14 protein-coding genes and 1 tRNA gene are annotated in these 16,615 nt (G+C 45.7%); 12 read left to right on the forward strand and 3 right to left on the reverse strand.

The genetic code is table 11. The annotated features are described in order from the left end of the window. The first annotated feature begins 1 nt into the window (after position 1). The 8 genes from deoD (at position 2) to G469_RS0102515 (ending at position 8,545) form a co-directional block, all read left to right on the forward strand. Complete coding sequence (deoD, locus tag G469_RS0102480; protein WP_028263700.1) at positions 2-709, forward strand: purine-nucleoside phosphorylase; 708 nt, start codon at positions 2-4, stop codon at positions 707-709. Positions 710-778: 69 nt separating this feature from the next. Further along, on the forward strand, positions 779-1,834 hold the full coding sequence (locus G469_RS0102485; RefSeq protein ID WP_028263701.1) for a BMP family ABC transporter substrate-binding protein: 1,056 nt from the start codon (positions 779-781) through the stop codon (positions 1,832-1,834). 107 nt (positions 1,835-1,941) lie between these two features. Continuing rightward, the gene (locus G469_RS0102490) at positions 1,942-3,468 is read left to right on the forward strand and encodes an ABC transporter ATP-binding protein (RefSeq protein WP_028263702.1); all 1,527 of its coding nucleotides are present in this window, start codon (positions 1,942-1,944) and stop codon (positions 3,466-3,468) included. Then, the gene (locus G469_RS0102495) at positions 3,468-4,595 is read left to right on the forward strand and encodes an ABC transporter permease (RefSeq protein ID WP_028263703.1); all 1,128 of its coding nucleotides are present in this window, start codon (positions 3,468-3,470) and stop codon (positions 4,593-4,595) included. The genes G469_RS0102490 and G469_RS0102495 overlap by 1 nt, the downstream gene beginning before the upstream one ends. Next, entirely contained in the window at positions 4,585-5,505 is a 921-nt protein-coding gene (locus G469_RS0102500; RefSeq protein ID WP_028263704.1) for an ABC transporter permease, read from the forward strand. The genes G469_RS0102495 and G469_RS0102500 overlap by 11 nt, the downstream gene beginning before the upstream one ends. A 92-nt stretch (positions 5,506-5,597) precedes the next feature. Continuing rightward, positions 5,598-6,041 (forward strand): cytidine deaminase, encoded by a 444-nt coding sequence (locus tag G469_RS0102505; protein ID WP_028263705.1) that lies wholly within the window; start codon positions 5,598-5,600, stop codon positions 6,039-6,041. A gap of 12 nt (positions 6,042-6,053) precedes the next feature. After that, positions 6,054-7,385, forward strand: coding sequence for a pyrimidine-nucleoside phosphorylase (locus tag G469_RS0102510; protein ID WP_028263706.1), 1,332 nt, complete (start codon positions 6,054-6,056; stop codon positions 7,383-7,385). A 251-nt stretch (positions 7,386-7,636) separates the two neighbouring features. After that, positions 7,637-8,545 carry a histidinol-phosphatase HisJ family protein gene (locus tag G469_RS0102515; RefSeq protein WP_028263707.1) on the forward strand — a complete coding sequence of 303 codons (909 nt, stop codon included), beginning with the start codon at positions 7,637-7,639 and terminating at the stop codon, positions 8,543-8,545. Between the two features lie 85 nt (positions 8,546-8,630). Here the strand turns inward: G469_RS0102515 and G469_RS0102520 are convergent. The 3 genes from G469_RS0102520 to G469_RS08095 form a co-directional block, all read right to left on the reverse strand. Beyond that, a tRNA-Glu gene (locus G469_RS0102520) sits at positions 8,631-8,705 on the reverse strand. A 58-nt stretch (positions 8,706-8,763) separates the two neighbouring features. Next, complete coding sequence (locus tag G469_RS08850) at positions 8,764-9,720, reverse strand: hypothetical protein (protein ID WP_051353713.1); 957 nt, start codon at positions 9,718-9,720, stop codon at positions 8,764-8,766. Then, positions 9,717-10,715, reverse strand: coding sequence for a tetratricopeptide repeat protein (locus G469_RS08095; protein ID WP_051353714.1), 999 nt, complete (start codon positions 10,713-10,715; stop codon positions 9,717-9,719). Before G469_RS08095 ends, G469_RS08850 begins: the two co-directional genes overlap by 4 nt. Positions 10,716-11,021: 306 nt before the next feature. On the opposite strand from G469_RS08095, the gene G469_RS0102535 reads away from it, so the two are divergent. The 4 genes from G469_RS0102535 to G469_RS0102550 all read left to right on the forward strand — a co-directional run bounded on the left by G469_RS0102535 (position 11,022) and on the right by G469_RS0102550 (position 16,595). After that, entirely contained in the window at positions 11,022-12,236 is a 1,215-nt protein-coding gene (locus tag G469_RS0102535) for an iron-containing alcohol dehydrogenase (RefSeq protein WP_028263708.1), read from the forward strand. Between the two features lie 232 nt (positions 12,237-12,468). Continuing rightward, a complete protein-coding gene (locus G469_RS08855) occupies positions 12,469-14,265 on the forward strand; it encodes a Cna B-type domain-containing protein (RefSeq protein ID WP_051353715.1) in 1,797 nt (598 codons plus the stop codon). A 289-nt stretch (positions 14,266-14,554) separates the two neighbouring features. Continuing rightward, a complete protein-coding gene (locus tag G469_RS0102545; RefSeq protein ID WP_028263709.1) occupies positions 14,555-15,301 on the forward strand; it encodes a DeoR/GlpR family DNA-binding transcription regulator in 747 nt (248 codons plus the stop codon). 313 nt (positions 15,302-15,614) lie between these two features. Next, a complete protein-coding gene (locus tag G469_RS0102550) occupies positions 15,615-16,595 on the forward strand; it encodes a PTS sugar transporter subunit IIB (protein ID WP_028263710.1) in 981 nt (326 codons plus the stop codon). Positions 16,596-16,615 lie beyond the last annotated feature (20 nt).

Genomic DNA, 16,615 nt, shown 5'->3' on the forward strand with positions numbered 1-16,615 from the left:
AATGACTACTCCTACCCCACACAATGCAGCCGTTGAAGGACAGATTGCCAAAACTGTTCTTATGCCTGGTGATCCTTTACGCGCCAAATATGTAGCAGACCACTATCTAGAAAATGTTGAGTGCTTCAACACGGTTCGTAACATGTTTGGTTATACCGGTACCTACAACGGTAAGCCTGTTTCTGTTATGGGCGGTGGTATGGGCATTCCTTCCATTGGTATTTATTCGTATGAGCTATATCACGCCTACGATGTAGATGCCATTATTCGCATTGGTTCTGCTGGTGGTTTGGCACCTCAGGTACAACTTCGCGACTTGGTAATTGGTATGGGTGCCTGCACCGATTCAAACTATGCGGCTCAGTATCGTCTCCCTGGTACGTATGCTCCTATCGCAAGCTTTGATTTGCTACGTCGTGCGGTAGAGTCTGCCGAGAATCTTGGTGTACCAACACACGTGGGTAATGTGCTTTCCGCAGATGTTTTCTATAACGATGATGAGACCGTAAATGAGCGCTGGGCTGGCATGGGTGTGTTGGCAGTAGAGATGGAGTCCGCTGGTTTATACATGAATGCAGCGCGCGCTGGCAAGAAGGCTTTGTGCATCTGCACCATCTCCGATTTGCCGCTCACCGGCGCTTCTCTGCCGGCGGACGAGCGTCAGACAAGCTTTACGCAGATGATGGAAGTAGCATTATCGCTTGCGTAAACATAGTACGTATTGTTAGTGCACGGTTTGTATTGTTAAGAGTTTAGGTTTTAGAGAAGGGAATCACGCATGTTGAACAGGAACCTTTCGCGCAGGGACTTTCTGGGTGCATCTGCAGCATTTGCAGTAACGCTCGGTTTAGGCGCATGCAGCAAGGGCGGCTCTGAGGGGGGCACTGCAACAACCTCCTCCTACAAGATTTCTATGATTACCGATACAGGTGGCGTAAATGATCAGTCCTTCAACCAAAGCTCTTGGGAAGGTTTGGAGCAGCTTAAGAAGGACAAGGGTTGGAATGTTAACTATCTCGAGTCCAAGCAGGAGTCTGACTATGCCTCCAACCTGGATAAGGCTGTAGATGACGAGGCTAATCTCATTTGGGGTATTGGCTTTGCCATGGCAGATGCTGTAGCTGATGTAGCTGCCAAGAATAAAGATGTTCAGTTTGCCATTATCGATAACGCCTATGAGACTCCCGCAGAAAATCTGACGGGTGTAACCTTCCGTGCTCAGGAGCCTTCCTTCATGGTTGGCTACATTGCAGCTCGTACTACCAAGACCAACAAGGTTGGTTTTGTTGGTGGCATCAGCGGCGTAGTTATTAGCCAGTTTGATTATGGTTACAAGGCTGGTATTGCATACGCAAACAAGGAAAACGGTACCAATGTTGAGGTGCTTACCCAGTATGCAGATTCCTTCACTGACTCTGCAAAGGGCAAGGCTATTGCTTCGAAGATGTTCTCTGATGGTTGCGACATTGTGTTCCACGCAGCCGGTGGCGTAGGTGCTGGTGTTATTGAGGCAGCTAAGGAAGCCAACAAGTTTGCTATTGGTGTAGACCGTGATCAGGCTTACCTCGCACCTGACAATGTATTGACCTCTGCTCTTAAAAAGGTTGATAAGGCCATTGTTGAGGTTTCTACCGAGATTCAGGGTGGTGCTAAGGGCGGCCGCAACATCGAGCTTGGTGCTGCAGAGGGTTGCGTAGGCATTCCTGAGGATCACCCCCATATCGATGACGCAGTATACAAGGCTGCACTTGAGTTTGAGGGCAAGTTTAAGGATGGCAGCATCGTTGCTCCTATGAACCAGGAGAAGTACGACGAGTATGTTGCAGCTCTCTAAGACTGTGGCGCTGTTTATATAAAACACGCGTACTGCTGGGATGGTGAGGGCACCCCGGATGTGTGGGCGCCCTCACTTTTTTAAGAAGTGCGCAAGAGGAGTGTGTTATGGAAGCGAGTCGCGATTACGCTGTGCAAATGCATGGCATAGTCAAAAGGTTTGGAGCATTTACTGCTCTTAGCGGCGTCGATCTCGATGTAAAAAAGCAGTCCATTCACGCCATCTTGGGCGAGAACGGCGCGGGTAAATCCACGCTTATGAACATCTTGTACGGTTTGTATCAGGCCGACGCAGGCAAGACTTTTCTCAATGGTGAGGAAGTAGATATTTCTAATCCTACCAAGGCTATTAAGTGTGGCATTGGTATGGTTCACCAGCACTTTATGCTGGTAGAAAACTTTACCGTTACCGAGAATATCGTGTTGGGTGACGAGGTATGTGGCGCTGCTGGCATCTTAGATATGAAGCGTGCTCGTGCTGAAGTCGCTGCTATTGTTGAGGAATACGGCTTTGATGTAGATCCTGATGCACGTATTGAGGATATTACGGTTGGTATGCAACAGCGTGTAGAGATTCTTAAAGCGCTGTATCGTGGTGCCGATACCCTCATTCTTGATGAGCCTACTGCAGTGCTTACTCCCCAAGAAATTGAGCAGCTCATTAAGATCATGCGTGACCTGGTAAGCAAGGGTAAAACCATTATTATCATTACGCATAAACTCAAAGAGATTATGTCCTCGGCAGATGAGTGCACTATCATTCGCCGCGGTGTATATATGGGTACAGTTGATGTCTCTCAGGTTACCGAGGACGAACTGGCATCTAAGATGGTTGGCCGTCACGTAAATCTTACGGTTGAGAAAGCTCCTGCCAAGCCAGGCGATGTTGTGCTATCTATTCGTGACTTGCATGTCAATGATGAGCGTGGCATCGAGGCTGTAAAAGGTCTTAGTTTGGATGTACGTGAAGGCGAGATTGTTGGTATTGCAGGCATTGATGGTAATGGGCAAAAGGAGCTTGTGGATGCCATTGATTGCTTGATTAAGGCACAAAGTGGTACCGTTACCGTTTGTGGTAAGGATATTACCAACACCACACCTCGTAACGTTATTGATAACAGTGTTGCAACCGTACCGTCTGACCGCCATCGTTGGGGTCTTGTCCTGCCCTTCTCGGTATCCGAGAACATGGTGCTGGAGCGTCATGGCGAGGATTGCTTTGGCGCTGGCATTATGTTGGACCACGCTAAGATGGATGAGTTTGCTCGTGATCTTATTGCTGAGTATGATATTCGCCCTGCAAACTGCGAGCATTCCACTGCTGGTGGCCTGTCTGGTGGTAACCAGCAAAAGGTTATTATTGCACGTCAAGTGTCCAGTAATCCCAAACTATTAATTGTTGTTCAGCCTACGCGTGGCTTGGATGTTGGCGCTATTGAGTTTGTTCACAAGGCACTTATTCGTGAGCGCGATAGGGGTTGTGCAATTTTGCTTATCTCTCTTGAGCTTGACGAGGTTATGGACATTGCCGATACCATTGCTGTTATTTATGACGGCGCCATTGTGGATGAGTTTGCACAGGGAACCATCACGGAAGAAGAAATTGGTCTTCTGATGGCAGGAGGCGCAAAATAATGGATACGCTTGTTAAGATTTTAAAGAAGCCCATTACGGCAACGATTTTAGCAATCTTCTTTGGCTTTGTTATTGCAGCACTTGTTTTGGTAGCTGCAGGATATGATCCCATTGCTTCTTTTGGCGCCCTGTTCAATGGTGCTTTGGGCAAACCTAAATATCTTTCCAATGTCATCATCAAAGCAACTCCCATTATTTTAACGGGTGTGGCTGTGGCATTTGCCTTCAAGACCGGTATGTTTAACATTGGTGCAGAAGGTCAGTACATTGTTGGTACCATTTTTGCCACCATTGTAGGTATCAGCCTTAATCTTCCTGCTGTTTTGCAGATTCCTATTGTTATTTTGGCAGGTACTTTAGGTGGCGCTTTGAGTGGTGGCCTCATTGGTTTTCTCAAAGCAAAGTTTGGCATTCATGAGGTTATTACCAGCATCATGCTTAACTGGATTAGCTTGTATGCCTGCAACTTTGTAGTAAATACTCAAGCATTCCACCAGCCTGAGTCCACCAGTACTTTCCCTGTAAATCCCTCCAGCTTTACGATGATTCTTCCTAATTGGAAGCTTTCCGATGCTGGTCAGGATATGCTCAGTGGCATTCCTTGGTTGTATGACATGCTGGTAAAGACTGATGTAAACGCTGGTATTCTTATTGCTATTTTGGCTGCTGCTGGCATTTCTTTGTTGCTTAAGCACACCAAGATTGGTTACGAGATGCGTGCCGTTGGTTTTAACCGCGATGCAGCTCAGTTCTCTGGTATTGGTGTAAACAAGAACATTGTGTTGTGCATGCTCATCTCGGGTGGTTTATGCGGTTTGGCCGGTGCTCTTACCATCACAGGCACAGCACCTCACAGCATTTCAACCTTGGCTGCTTTCGAGAATGCTGGTTTTAACGGTCTATCTGTGGCATTTATTGCTGGCTCGTCTCCGATTGGCTGTATTCCTGCAGGCCTTTTGTTTAGTGGTCTTATTTATGGCGGACAGAGTGTTCAGCAGGTTATTGGTGCTCCCTCAGACATTATTAGCATCATGATTGGCACCATCGTGTTCCTTATGGCTTTATCACAGGTATTGCCTATGATTATTAGCCGCATTGAGAAGAAGGGAGCAACCGATGCTCACTAATCTTCTACTGCTTATTGGCATTACGCTTATGTACTCTACACCGCTGGTATTTGGTGCATTGGGCGGTGTTATCTCCGAGCGCTCTGGTGTCACCAACATTGGTATTGAAGGCATGATGATGGTTGGTGCCTTTACTGCTTCTGCGGTAAGCTACTTTACGGGAAATCCTTGGCTGGGTTTTGTAGCCGCAGGTATTGCAGGCGCCGCTGTTGCGTTGTTACATGCCGTGGCTTCTATTACCTTCCGTGCAGATCAGACTATTTCTGGTGTAGCAATTAACCTTTTGGCTCCTGGCATTGCATTGTTCTTCTGTCGTCGTTTGTTTAACAACGCAGCTATGACACCTCCAGTAGCTACGCTTCCCAAGCTCTTTGGTGAAGGTGCTTTTGTGGGCACGCCATTTGCGTCCCTCAACGTGGATATTACCGTTGTGCTAGGTCTTCTCGCCACCGTAATAATGTGGTTTGTTTTCTATAAGACCAAGTGGGGTCTGCATATCCGTGCTGTTGGTGAGCATCCTGCAGCAGCCGATACCTTGGGCATTCGCGTAGAACTTACTCGCTATGTGTGTGTTTTACTTTCTGGCATGCTTGCTGGTTTTGGTGGCGCTTCTGTAACACTAGCAATTGTTTCTCAGTTTACGCAGATTTCTATTAGCGGTCAGGGCTTTATTGCACTTGCCGCAGTAATCTTTGGTAAGTGGAAGCCTCAGGGCGCTTACGGTGCGTGCTTGCTCTTTGGTATGGCACAGGCTTTAACTATTTTGCTGGGTGGTGGTGTTATTGCTGTTCCTACTCAGATTATGGCCATGCTTCCTTACGTTCTTACCATTGTTATTCTTGTTCTGTTTGTGGGACGCTCTGCTGCTCCTAAGGCAGATGGTGTTCCCTATATCAAGGGCGCTCGCTAAGATTTAGAGCGTACGTTTACACCGCAAGTGCGCTCGGCAGCAGTGCTGGGCGCACTTATTATTTTTTATATGCAAGGTTGTAAGGAGTGGCTATGGTTGATGATAAAACCCTGGTAGCTGAGGCAATTTCTGCACGTGAAAGAGCATATGTTCCATATTCGCACTTTGCAGTTGGTGCAGCACTGTTAGATGCTAACGGCAAGATTTGGCATGGTTGCAATATAGAAAACGCTTCCTATACGCCTACTAATTGTGCGGAGCGTACAGCATTTTTTAAAGCAGTTAGCGAGGGCGCTTCCAATTTTGTTGCCATTGCGATTGTTGGCGGAGCAGCTGGTAAGCCAATTTCTGACTGGTGCGCACCCTGTGGAGTGTGTCGTCAGGTGATGCGCGAGTTTTGTAGTCCACAGAGCTTTCGTGTGGTGCTAGCTCGCACGCCAGACGAGTACAAAGCCTATAGCCTTGCAGATCTTCTACCTGAAGGCTTTGGGCCTGATGATTTAGAACGTGCTTCGTGTAATCACGAACAGCACTAGGAGAGTGATTGTATGAGGATGTACGATATTATCGAGAAAAAACGTGATGGCAAGGAGCTTACAGACGAGGAAATTGCTTTCTTCGTAAAGGGCTATGCTACGGGAGAAATTCCTGATTATCAGGCTTCTGCTTTGTGTATGGCCATTTACTTTCAGGGTATGAATGCACGCGAGACAGCAACGCTCACCATGGAAATGGTTCATTCCGGTGATGTGGTAGACCTATCTAAGATTGATGGTATTAAAGTAGACAAGCACTCTACGGGTGGCGTTGGCGATAAAACCTCGCTTGTTGTTGCTCCTATTGTGGCTTCGCTGGGTGTACGCATGGCCAAGATGAGTGGTCGTGGTTTGGGTCATACGGGCGGTACGCTGGACAAACTCGAATCTATCCCTGGGCTTTCTGTAGCTATTGCGTCCAATCGTTTTGCTCAGATTGTAAACGAAGTGGGCGTGGCAATCATTAGCCAAACGGGCAACCTGGTACCTGCAGACAAGCGTCTGTATGGTCTACGCGATGTTACCGCTACAGTAGATAGCTTGCCTCTTATTGCGTCCAGCATTATGAGTAAAAAGATTGCTGCTGGCGCCGATAAGATTTTGTTGGATGTTAAGTGCGGTAGCGGTGCCTTTATGAAGACTGTTGATGACGCTATTGCCTTGGCTAAAGAAATGGTTTCTATTGGCGAGGAAGTTGGCCGTACCACGGTTGCACTCATTACGGACATGGGTCGTCCTTTAGGTATGTGTATTGGTAATACCCTAGAGGTTGCGGAAGCGGCAACCACGCTACAAGGCAAGGGTCCTAAAGATCTAACAGATATTTGTGTTGAACTTGCCGGTAATTTACTTCACCTTGCCGGTAAAGGCGACATGGATACCTGTCGTAATCTAGCCCGTGGTCAGATTACAAATGGTGAGGGATTTGCCAAACTCAAAGAAATGGTCGCTGCTCAGGGCGGCAATGCAGACTTACTAGACAATCCTTTTGAACAGCTCGTACAGTCTCGCCAATCTCGTGAACTGTATGCAGCTACTACCGGTAGTATCTATGCCATGGATACCGAGCGCTGCGGCATTGCTTCGGTTGCTTTGGGTGCTGGTCGCGAGAAGAAGGAAGATTCCATCGACTACTCTGCAGGTATTGTGCTTGCCAAAAAGACAGGTGATGCCGTTCAGGCAGGCGACTTATTGGCAACAGTGTATGCAGCAAACGAGAATCTTTTGGATGCGGGCGAGAAAATCTTTATGGATGCGTTGGATATTCGCGAGCAGGAGGCTGTGGCAGCACCATTGTTCCATGCTCGTGTTTCTCGTGAGGGTGTAGAGCGTTTTGATGTCTAAGGTAATGGCGTCGTAATCCTGCACGTGTTCCCAAAGAATGCCCGAAGACGTAAGAGTTGTTTCATACTGGCAGTCATTCACAACTGTGGGTGACTGCCTTTCTTAATTTGCTATGCAGAGGGTGATGATTAGGCTTATGCTCTGTCATGTCATTATTAATATTAATAATGACATGACAGATTAAGAACCAAGACAGAAGGCCTCTGAGACAGAAGGCCCCTAAAGTAGGAGACCTCTAAGAGAGAAGCAGTATGCTTGCTGATTATCACGTACATTCAAATTTTTCCGATGATTCCTGGTATCCCATGGTAGAAATTTGCCAAGATGCTATTCGTCACAGCTTGGATGAAATTTGTTTTACGGATCATGTGGATTATGGAATAAAACCTGATGTAGAGCAGTATCAGACAGGTGCTTTAATAGCTCCAATGCATAAAAATCCTCAAGGGATGTTAGAGCCAGCACTCAATGTAGACTATGAACGCTATTTTCCAGCTATAGAAAAAGTTCAAGAGCAGTTTGCGGATCTTGGTGCTGGTAGTACTCTTGGTGGCTTAACGGTAAAAGCTGGTTTAGAGCTAGGCGTACAAACCCGTTATATTCCTCAGTACCAAGAGCTTACACGCACATATGCCAGTCGTATGGATTTTGCTTTATTGTCTGTCCATCAAGTAAATAACTTGGAGTTTTGGACGGGCGAGTTCATGGAGGGGCGTACTCAGGATGAGTACAATCAGGCATATTATGCTGAGCTTCTTAGTGTGGTGGAGAACTTCAAAGAGTATTCCGTATTGGCCCATCTTGATTTAATAAAACGTTATGAGCTGGAATTGGTGGGTGCAGATGGACTGTATCCCTTCCATAAAATTCGCGACATCGTAGCTGCAATTTTGGAACAAGCAATTTCCGATGGGAAGGGTATTGAGCTCAATACTTCAAGTTTTCGCTATGGACTGCCAGACCTTACCCCCTGTACAGAGATTTTGGAGCTGTATAAAGATCTGGGAGGCTGTATTATCACTATTGGTTCTGACTCTCACAAAGAAAATAACCTAGGCGCCTATATTGGGTTGGCTAAAAAACGCTTGCTGGCGCTGGGATACAAACAATATTGTACGTTCAATGCCTGGGAACCTGTGTTTCATACCTTAGACGATTAGACTATTTATTAGACCATTTTTGTGCATTAAGGATGCTATATACAAAAACGGCTCGGAGTTTTTCTCCGAGCCGTTGTGCCTGCTATGGTGCCCCCAACGAGAATCGAACTCGTATTGCCGCCTTGAAAGGGCGATGTCCTAACCGTTAGACGATGGGGACGAATGCGTAAGAAGTATAACAAATAAATGTAAAAAGTCATACAAGAAAGAAAAAAACTTTACCATTCAAATCCATTATCGAAGGCAAAATTCTTTGCTTGTTCCACAAATCCATCCTGCTCTTGAGCCCAAATAATGAGATCTGGTGTGTCCATCAAAATAGGTTCTGCCTCCATGCAGGCCATCGCTACTTCTTCAAAACTACCTTGTTCAAAGGCTGGACGGACAAGTAGGTAGAGCTCAACATATACAGGATGCATTAAAAGAAATGGTCCAGGCCTATAAGCTCTCATAAAACCCTGCAGGGCTCGACGTGCAGCACTCATACGGTCAAGTTTGTACAATAAAATAATGCGCGCAAGAGCAAACCAAGCATTGCTTCGGTGACGATAGCTTGACTCAAGTGCTTCAAGTTTCTCTTCCAGCTCAAGGCGTGCGTAGGCAAGTGATAACGTATAGCGAGCGCCAACATGATCTGCGGGGTCACTACTAATGAGTGTTTCGCATGCGCGTACAGCTTGGGAGTATCGTGCAGTTTCCAACATTGCACGTGAAGTTGCAGCGCGAGCACGCAAAGAAGGACGAGCGTAAATATTATCCCAAGCATCCGTGATAAATTTGCTAGAAAGCGACTGTACAGCATGGCTTTCCAGTGCTTCAAAATTTTTCTCAGAGGCATAGTCAAGCGATATAATCTGTAGCGTTTTAGCATCTGTACAATGCTGGTCCACGTCTAAAATCTTGCTGCAGGAGTTATGAATGGATGTAAGCCAACTTTTGCGCTTTTGGCAAAATACATCATCATCCAGGTCTTCAAAACTATCTTGTAGAGGCGTTAAGCTGTCCATGAGCTGTGCAAACATATAAAATGCACGGTCCTCTGGGGTGGAAATAAACCTTTCAGGTTCTTTGCTAATGGCATCATCCAGCTCAACACCAGCGGCAATGGATAGAGGGCCAAGTTCCCGTGCTTTTGTTTTTCTCACGCGCTCGAGAAATTCATCCCATACGTTCATGTGGTCTCGCTTTTCAAAAAATCTTCTGCGCGCTTAGACAGCCAATTACCCAATGGACCATGCTCTCCGTCATCTCGTCCTTCTTGAAGCAATACGCTTGCTTCGGAAACAGCTACGATAAGTTCATTTTCGCTAAAGGGTATAACAGGAAGCCGACAAAATACGCCATCTGGTAGTTCTTCTTGTTGTTTAAGGGTGGTAGCTGCTTGTGGGTAGCTCCGCATAAGCTCTTGCAAAAAGAGCTCGGCAGCCTGCATATCACGGCGTTTATAGGCCAAAGCAATACGTGCAAGAAGTACCCATGCATCTTCATGTGCAGGATTACCCAGGCGCAGTGTGCGGATCACTAAAGATTCCAACGCTCGATCATCTTCCAGCTTGGCATACACCAGTGCTGCGGTATAGCGTGCCCCTGATGCATCTTGCGGATCAAGATTAAGCAGTTCTTCTACAAGTTTTGCTGCAATGCGATAACGTCCACATACCAGAGCGCGAACTGCCAATGTTGCCGTCCAGCGTTTGTAGGGGCGCATGGCAATATCTTGTGCTAATTCTTCATCAAGCACGGTGTGGCCAGTTGCCTTCTTACGCGCATTCTCGCAGTCTTGCTTAACCTTTTCTATGTGGTCTGCAAGAAAACGGTAGTACGACTCAAAGTTGGGGCACTGTGATGCAGCCAACATACGTTGTGCGTCATAGCAGGTATCATCCAGCGCGTTTGCTTCATTCAATAAAGAGGTGGCGGTATCAATAATTTTCTCGGCAGCTTTTTCTTCCGAGAAGGGCAGGCGATAGTCAATAAGATAAGCTGCCTGTGCAACCAAATGAAAAGCACGCTCGCTATCTGTTTGCGGTAGAGAGTTGCGGTTATGTGTATACAGCCGCTTGAAGTCTGCAATAGCTTTTGCCGTTGTTTGTGTGTCTGACCAATCCAAAGTTTGAGCAAAGCGTAGGCTCATGCGTTGGTAATCTTCTGTCCAAGGATCGTAGGACACGACGAGCCTCCTTTGCGGGAGATAATAACGGATTATCTTAACGGATACCATACTACCTAAAATAAGCGCGTATTGGATGACTGTAGACGCTGTAATCGGTGTCTAACATCAATATGTCGCTGCATAGAATGACTAGTAAATAGTGGTCATTTAGCCGTTATAAGGTAATAAATGCATAAAATATTATAAAAAATGAATATAATTACTGTAATATTTCGAGATTTTATAGGTCCAACGGTCTATACTAGATGTAACGAATTCCCGGTAATTGGCTACACAAAGCTTGTAGCCCCTAAAGGAGGAAAAATGGGACGTTTTACTAACCCGCGCGACTTGTACTTTGGAGAGGGTGCACGTCATGAGGTAAAGAACCTCAAGGGTTCCCGCGCAATAATCGTTTCCGGTGGTAGCTCTATGCGCCGTGGCGGTTTTTTGCAGGATATCGAGGCAGACCTTAAGTCTGCTGGCTTCGAGGTAGCATTCTTTGAGGGTGTCGAATCTGATCCATCCGTAGAAACGGTTATGAAGGGTGCTGCTGCAATGGCAGAGTTCCAGCCTGACTGGATTATTGCTGTTGGTGGCGGTTCTCCTATCGATGCAGCTAAGGCTATGTGGATTAAGTACGAGTATCCCGAGACTACCTTTGAGCAAATGTGCGTTGTATTTGGTCTTCCTGAGCTTCGCCAGAAGGCTCATTTCTGTGCAATTTCTTCTACCTCTGGTACTGCTACCGAGGTAACTGCATTCTCTATCATTACTGATTACTCTAAGGGTATTAAGTACCCTATTGCTGACTTCGAGATTACCCCCGATGTGGCAATTGTTGACCCTGAGCTTACTTATACCATGCCTGCTAAGCTTTGCTCTCACACTGGTATGGACGCTCTTACTCACTGCATGGAAGCATATGTTTCTACCGTTGCTTCTATGTACACCGACGGTAACGCACTTCACGGTATCCGTGAGATTGCTGAGTGGCTGCCTAAGTCCTATAAGGGCGATAAAGAAGCTCGTCAGCACATGCATGATGCACAGTGCATTGCTGGTATTGCATTCTCTTCTGGTCTGCTTGGTATTGTTCACTCCATGGCTCACAAGACTGGTGCTGCATTTAGCGGTGGTCATATCATCCATGGCTGCGCAAATGCTATGTATCTTGGCAAGGTCATCCAGTTTAACGCCAAGGATGAGCGCGCTGCAGAGCGTTATGCCTTTGTAGCTAAGGAAGTATTGCATCTTGAAGGCAGCACCAACGAGGAGCTTGTAGCTGCTTTGGTACAGTTCATTCGTGATATTAACGACAAGTTGGACATCCCCCAAGCTATCAAGAACTATGGCGAGGGTGGCGTAAAGTCTGAGACTTCTATTATTGATGAGTCAGAATTCCTCGAGAAGCTTCCTGTTATTGCTGCTAACGCAATTGATGATGCTTGCACCGGCGCTAACCCCCGCAAGCCTACTCAGGAAGAGATGGAGCAACTCCTCAAGTGTGTCTACTACGACCTGCCTGTTGAGTTTTAATCTCTACGCAGTATAGACGCTTGCGCACAAACGCAGTATAACAAGCTTATTAAAACCCATCGAGTTTGGATGTCTGTCCACTCGGTGGGTTTTTAGTTGTCCAAAATATATTTCTGATCGTTTAGCTGTGTTTTAAAGCTGTTCTAGCTGATAAAGGTTCCAATTTTTCGGGGGGGGGGGGGGGGGGGTAGAATAAAAACCAGTATAAAAAACCGAACTAGGAACATACCATATGAAGCTTAGAAAAGTACTACTAACCTTTTTATCTTCCATACTTTGTATAAACCTTGCTTTGCCTGCTGCACCCGTCTATGCAGATGACAGTGTTATCGCTCTACCTAAGAGTGAGAAGCGTATAGAGCTGGAAGAACTTATAAGTCAAGCAAAACAGCTGGGTGTTACCGTTACTGAGTCAAGTAAAAATGAAACAGTGTCCTATGAGGAGAAGGATGCTCGAAATCAAACGCTTGATGCAGATTACGATGCCCAGATTACAAGTCTTAAGACTGCTATCGAGAAGCAAAAGCTGAGTAATGAGCAGTATGAGCAAGATCAAAAATCTGCAATTAAGAGTCTTGCTGGCAGTGAATGGACAGAAGAGCAGCTCCGTGATTTTCTGAGTGAGGGAGAAAATAAAGTATCGGTCCTTACAACACAGGATACATCCATGAAGCTCATGGATTTTGATGTGCTTAAGAGTGCAACGTCGTTTAAAAAAGGACAGACACTTACATATACTCATGTATTCCAGGATAGTCTGACGGGCAAATGGATTGATGTAGCTCTTACCTTTACAAATATTACCAACCCTATAACTGGCGCTGAACTCAATAGCGTTTCATATCTTAATTCGGGTATTTATGCCAATCAAATTGCATTGTCTTATCAAGTAGCAGATATCACAATGGATGTTGCTTTCTATGAAAATGGTACCGATGTACCAATAAAAATTAGTCCAATTGTTATTTTTACTGATGTTGATGATAGGCAAGCAGTAAAGATTGACAGTCCCGAGACAAAGAAAATGATTTTTGGCAGCAAACTTCACCTGCAAGATGGTTTTGTGGATTCCAGAAATGGTGGATCAGACGGGACTGACGGAAGTAACAGAGCTTATTGGGCAATGTTCGCCCTGAGTGAGACAGACAAATTTACGTATACGTTTAAGTCTGGTAGCAGTACAGTGCTACATGGTATTGGTGTAAAGTCAACCTTGTATACTCGTCCTCAAAAGGCCTATGAATCAGCAGCAGTCTCCTATACAAATCTATTGCTTAAACAGGAAAAGCAAACCATTTCTGGTGAGAAAATCTGGCAGGATGACAACAACCGTGATGGTATTCGTCCCAACAACATAACCCTTGCCTTAGTGCGCAATGGCCAAGATACAGGTCAGACTACTCAAGCAAGCTCAACAAGTAACTGGAAGTATAGCTTTGCCAATCTGGATACCTATGATAATCAGGGTAATAAAATTAACTATTCTGTCAAAGAGATTTTGGTGCAAGGGTACACTTCTAAAACTGAAGGCTTCAAAGTAACTAACACCTACCAACCTAAAACCACTTCAGTGAAAGTTAAAAAGGTTTGGAACGATGCTGGTAAGGAGAGCAAGCGACCAGCTTCTGTTACGGTCAGGCTTATGGCCGATGGGCAGGAAGTGGCACAGCACATCCTGAATGAACAAAATAATTGGGCAGCAGAATTTGAAGATGTCTTTGTTAACCAAGATGGTAAAGCTATTGTGTACACTGTGCAGGAAGTTGCAGTAGATGGATACACAAGTACTCTTACAGGAGATACAGCTAACGGCTTTGAGATTATCAACACCCCCAAGCTAGACCCTGCTCCAAATCCAGCAAAAGATTCTGCTAAACCAACAGTCCAACTAGCTATTCAAACTGCCACAAAGATGCTGCCAGCAACAGGAGATGTCACGCCACTTATGCAGTTGACTATAGGTCTGACTCTAGGAGTGACAGCTTTTGGTATTGCGATTGCTATACGTCGTAAAAAGAATAATAGCTAGTACAACTTTGCGATAGTAAGTGTATTGACAACTACGGTGCCCAGATACTATCTGGGCACCGTAGTTCTTTGTGATTGGGTATGTGCCGGATACAGTGAATTTGCTTATGATGAAACAAAACTAAAACGAAAGCCTGCGTTACTAACCACGATTGGCAGGCATTTTTTGAAAAACATAGAGGTTATATAGTAAGAAGGCCATTTACTCTTTACATTTTCTTGTCATATGTTTACATGTAGACTTACCAATGAATAAACAAAACCATTTCGAACGAAATTCATGAGGTTATATGTCTAAACGTGATAGCGCTATTTTAGAGATTCTTACGCGCCGCAAGCGGATAGAAGTATCCGAACTCTCTGAAATTCTCGATGTTTCTAATGTGACCATCCGTAAAGACCTTGATGCTCTTCAAGCGCAAGGATTGGTAATCCGTGAGCACGGTTTTGCGCTTCTTGCTAATCCCAATGACGTAAACGGACGACTGGCATATCACTATACGGAGAAACTTCAAATTGCTAAGCGTGCCGCAGACTTGGTCAAGGATGGATCAACCATCATGATCGAAAATGGTAGCTGCTGTGCTTTACTTGCACGTGAAATTGCTCTAGCCAAACACAACATTACTATTGTGACTAATAGTACGTTCATAGCAAATTACGTGCGCGATTTTCCTTCTATAAGTACCACGCTGCTGGGAGGATTTGTTCAGCCGGATTCTCAGGTGGTAGTGGGCCCCTTGGTGCGCTTGTGTGCTCGTGAGTTTTCTGTTGAATATCTCTTTGCCGGTACTGATGGCTGGTCTTCTAACATAGGCTTTACCAACTCTGATCAAATGCGTGCAGAGTCCGTGCGCATTATGGCACAGTCTGCCAATGAGGTCATCATTCTTACAGAGTCCGAGAAATTCTCGTCTACCGGTGCGGTTCCTTTGCGTATTCAAGACCGCCCCATTACGGTGATTACAGACAATCAGATGCAGCCTATGTATGTCGAACAAGCTCAAAAGTTGGGTCTAGGTATTGTTCGTGTCTGAGGTATGTGTCCGTGAAGGTGAAGTTTGTGGGGTAGGTTACAAGTAATCGATCGCTACACATAACTTAAAGAAAAATGCAAGAAACTATTTTTGGGATTTTCTCAAAAATAGTTTCTTTTTTATGAGTGGACAAACTGTATATCGCCAATTCTAGCTGCAATTTTGTATCTGATATACCACTAAGGGCCCAAATGCTTACGTTCGTAAGCAATATATTGTCATGAACGAAGCAATATAGTATGCTCTATGAAGTTTACACGGGATATACACATCCCGCGCACGGTAAGAAAACGGTAAGGATTGGAGGTAGTCAGTGGTCGGTATTGTTCTTGCAAGTCATGGTGGACTTGCAGAGGGTGCTTATTCTTCCGCAAAAATGATCTTTGGTGATCAGGAAGATGTGGCAATTGTTTCACTCACCCCCGATATGGGACCCGCGGACTTCAAAGAGAGTTTGCAAAAGGCTGTATCAACTCTTTCCAACCAGGATAGTGTTTTGTTCTTGGTTGATCTTAAGGGTGGTACTCCCTACAACCAGACGAGGACACTGCTTGAGGAAGAGGGCCATGAAGATTGGGTTCTCATCTCCGGCTTGAGTTTGCCTATGGTTTTGTCTGCATTTGACTCTCGTGATGCAGCATCTGCACGTGAGATTGCATCAATCGTTGCAAATGGCGCCACCAGTGGCGTAAGCATCATCCCTGAGGAACTCAACGTAGTTGTATGTGCTGTTCCCGAGAAGACCCAAGAAGCCGCAGGCACCGTACTGAAGCCCGGCACCGTAGTTGGTGACGGCAAGATTAAGACGGCGCTGGTCCGCATTGACTCTCGTCTGTTGCATGGTCAGGTTGCAACCGCTTGGACCAAGCAGGTAACTCCTACACGCATCATTGTTGTTTCTGACGGCGTTGCTAAGGATGCCATGCGTAAGACCCTCATTACCGAAGCTGCTCCTCCAGGAGTTCGTGCAAATGTCATTCCAGTAAGTAAGCTCATTCAGATTTGGGATGACCCTCGTTTTGGTGGCACCAAGGCAATGTTTTTGTTCGAGACACCTCAGGACGTGGTCCGTGCAATTGAGGGTGGCGTTCAATTTGAGGCAGTCAACTTTGGTTCCATGGCTCACTCTGCCGGCAAGGTCCTTCTCAATGATACTTTGTCTGTCAACAAGGATGATGCTGATGCCATTAAGTTCTTGCATGAACATGGTCTTAAGCTTACAGCGCAAAAGGTACCTACCGATAAGCCCCAAGATGTTTGGGCGCTTGTTGTCAAAGCTGGTTTAGATAAATAAATCTTTCGGATAAGAAAAAG

The sequence above is a fragment of the Atopobium fossor DSM 15642 genome (assembly GCF_000483125.1).
In the GTDB taxonomy this organism is placed as follows: Bacteria; Actinomycetota; Coriobacteriia; order Coriobacteriales; family Atopobiaceae; genus Atopobium; species Atopobium fossor.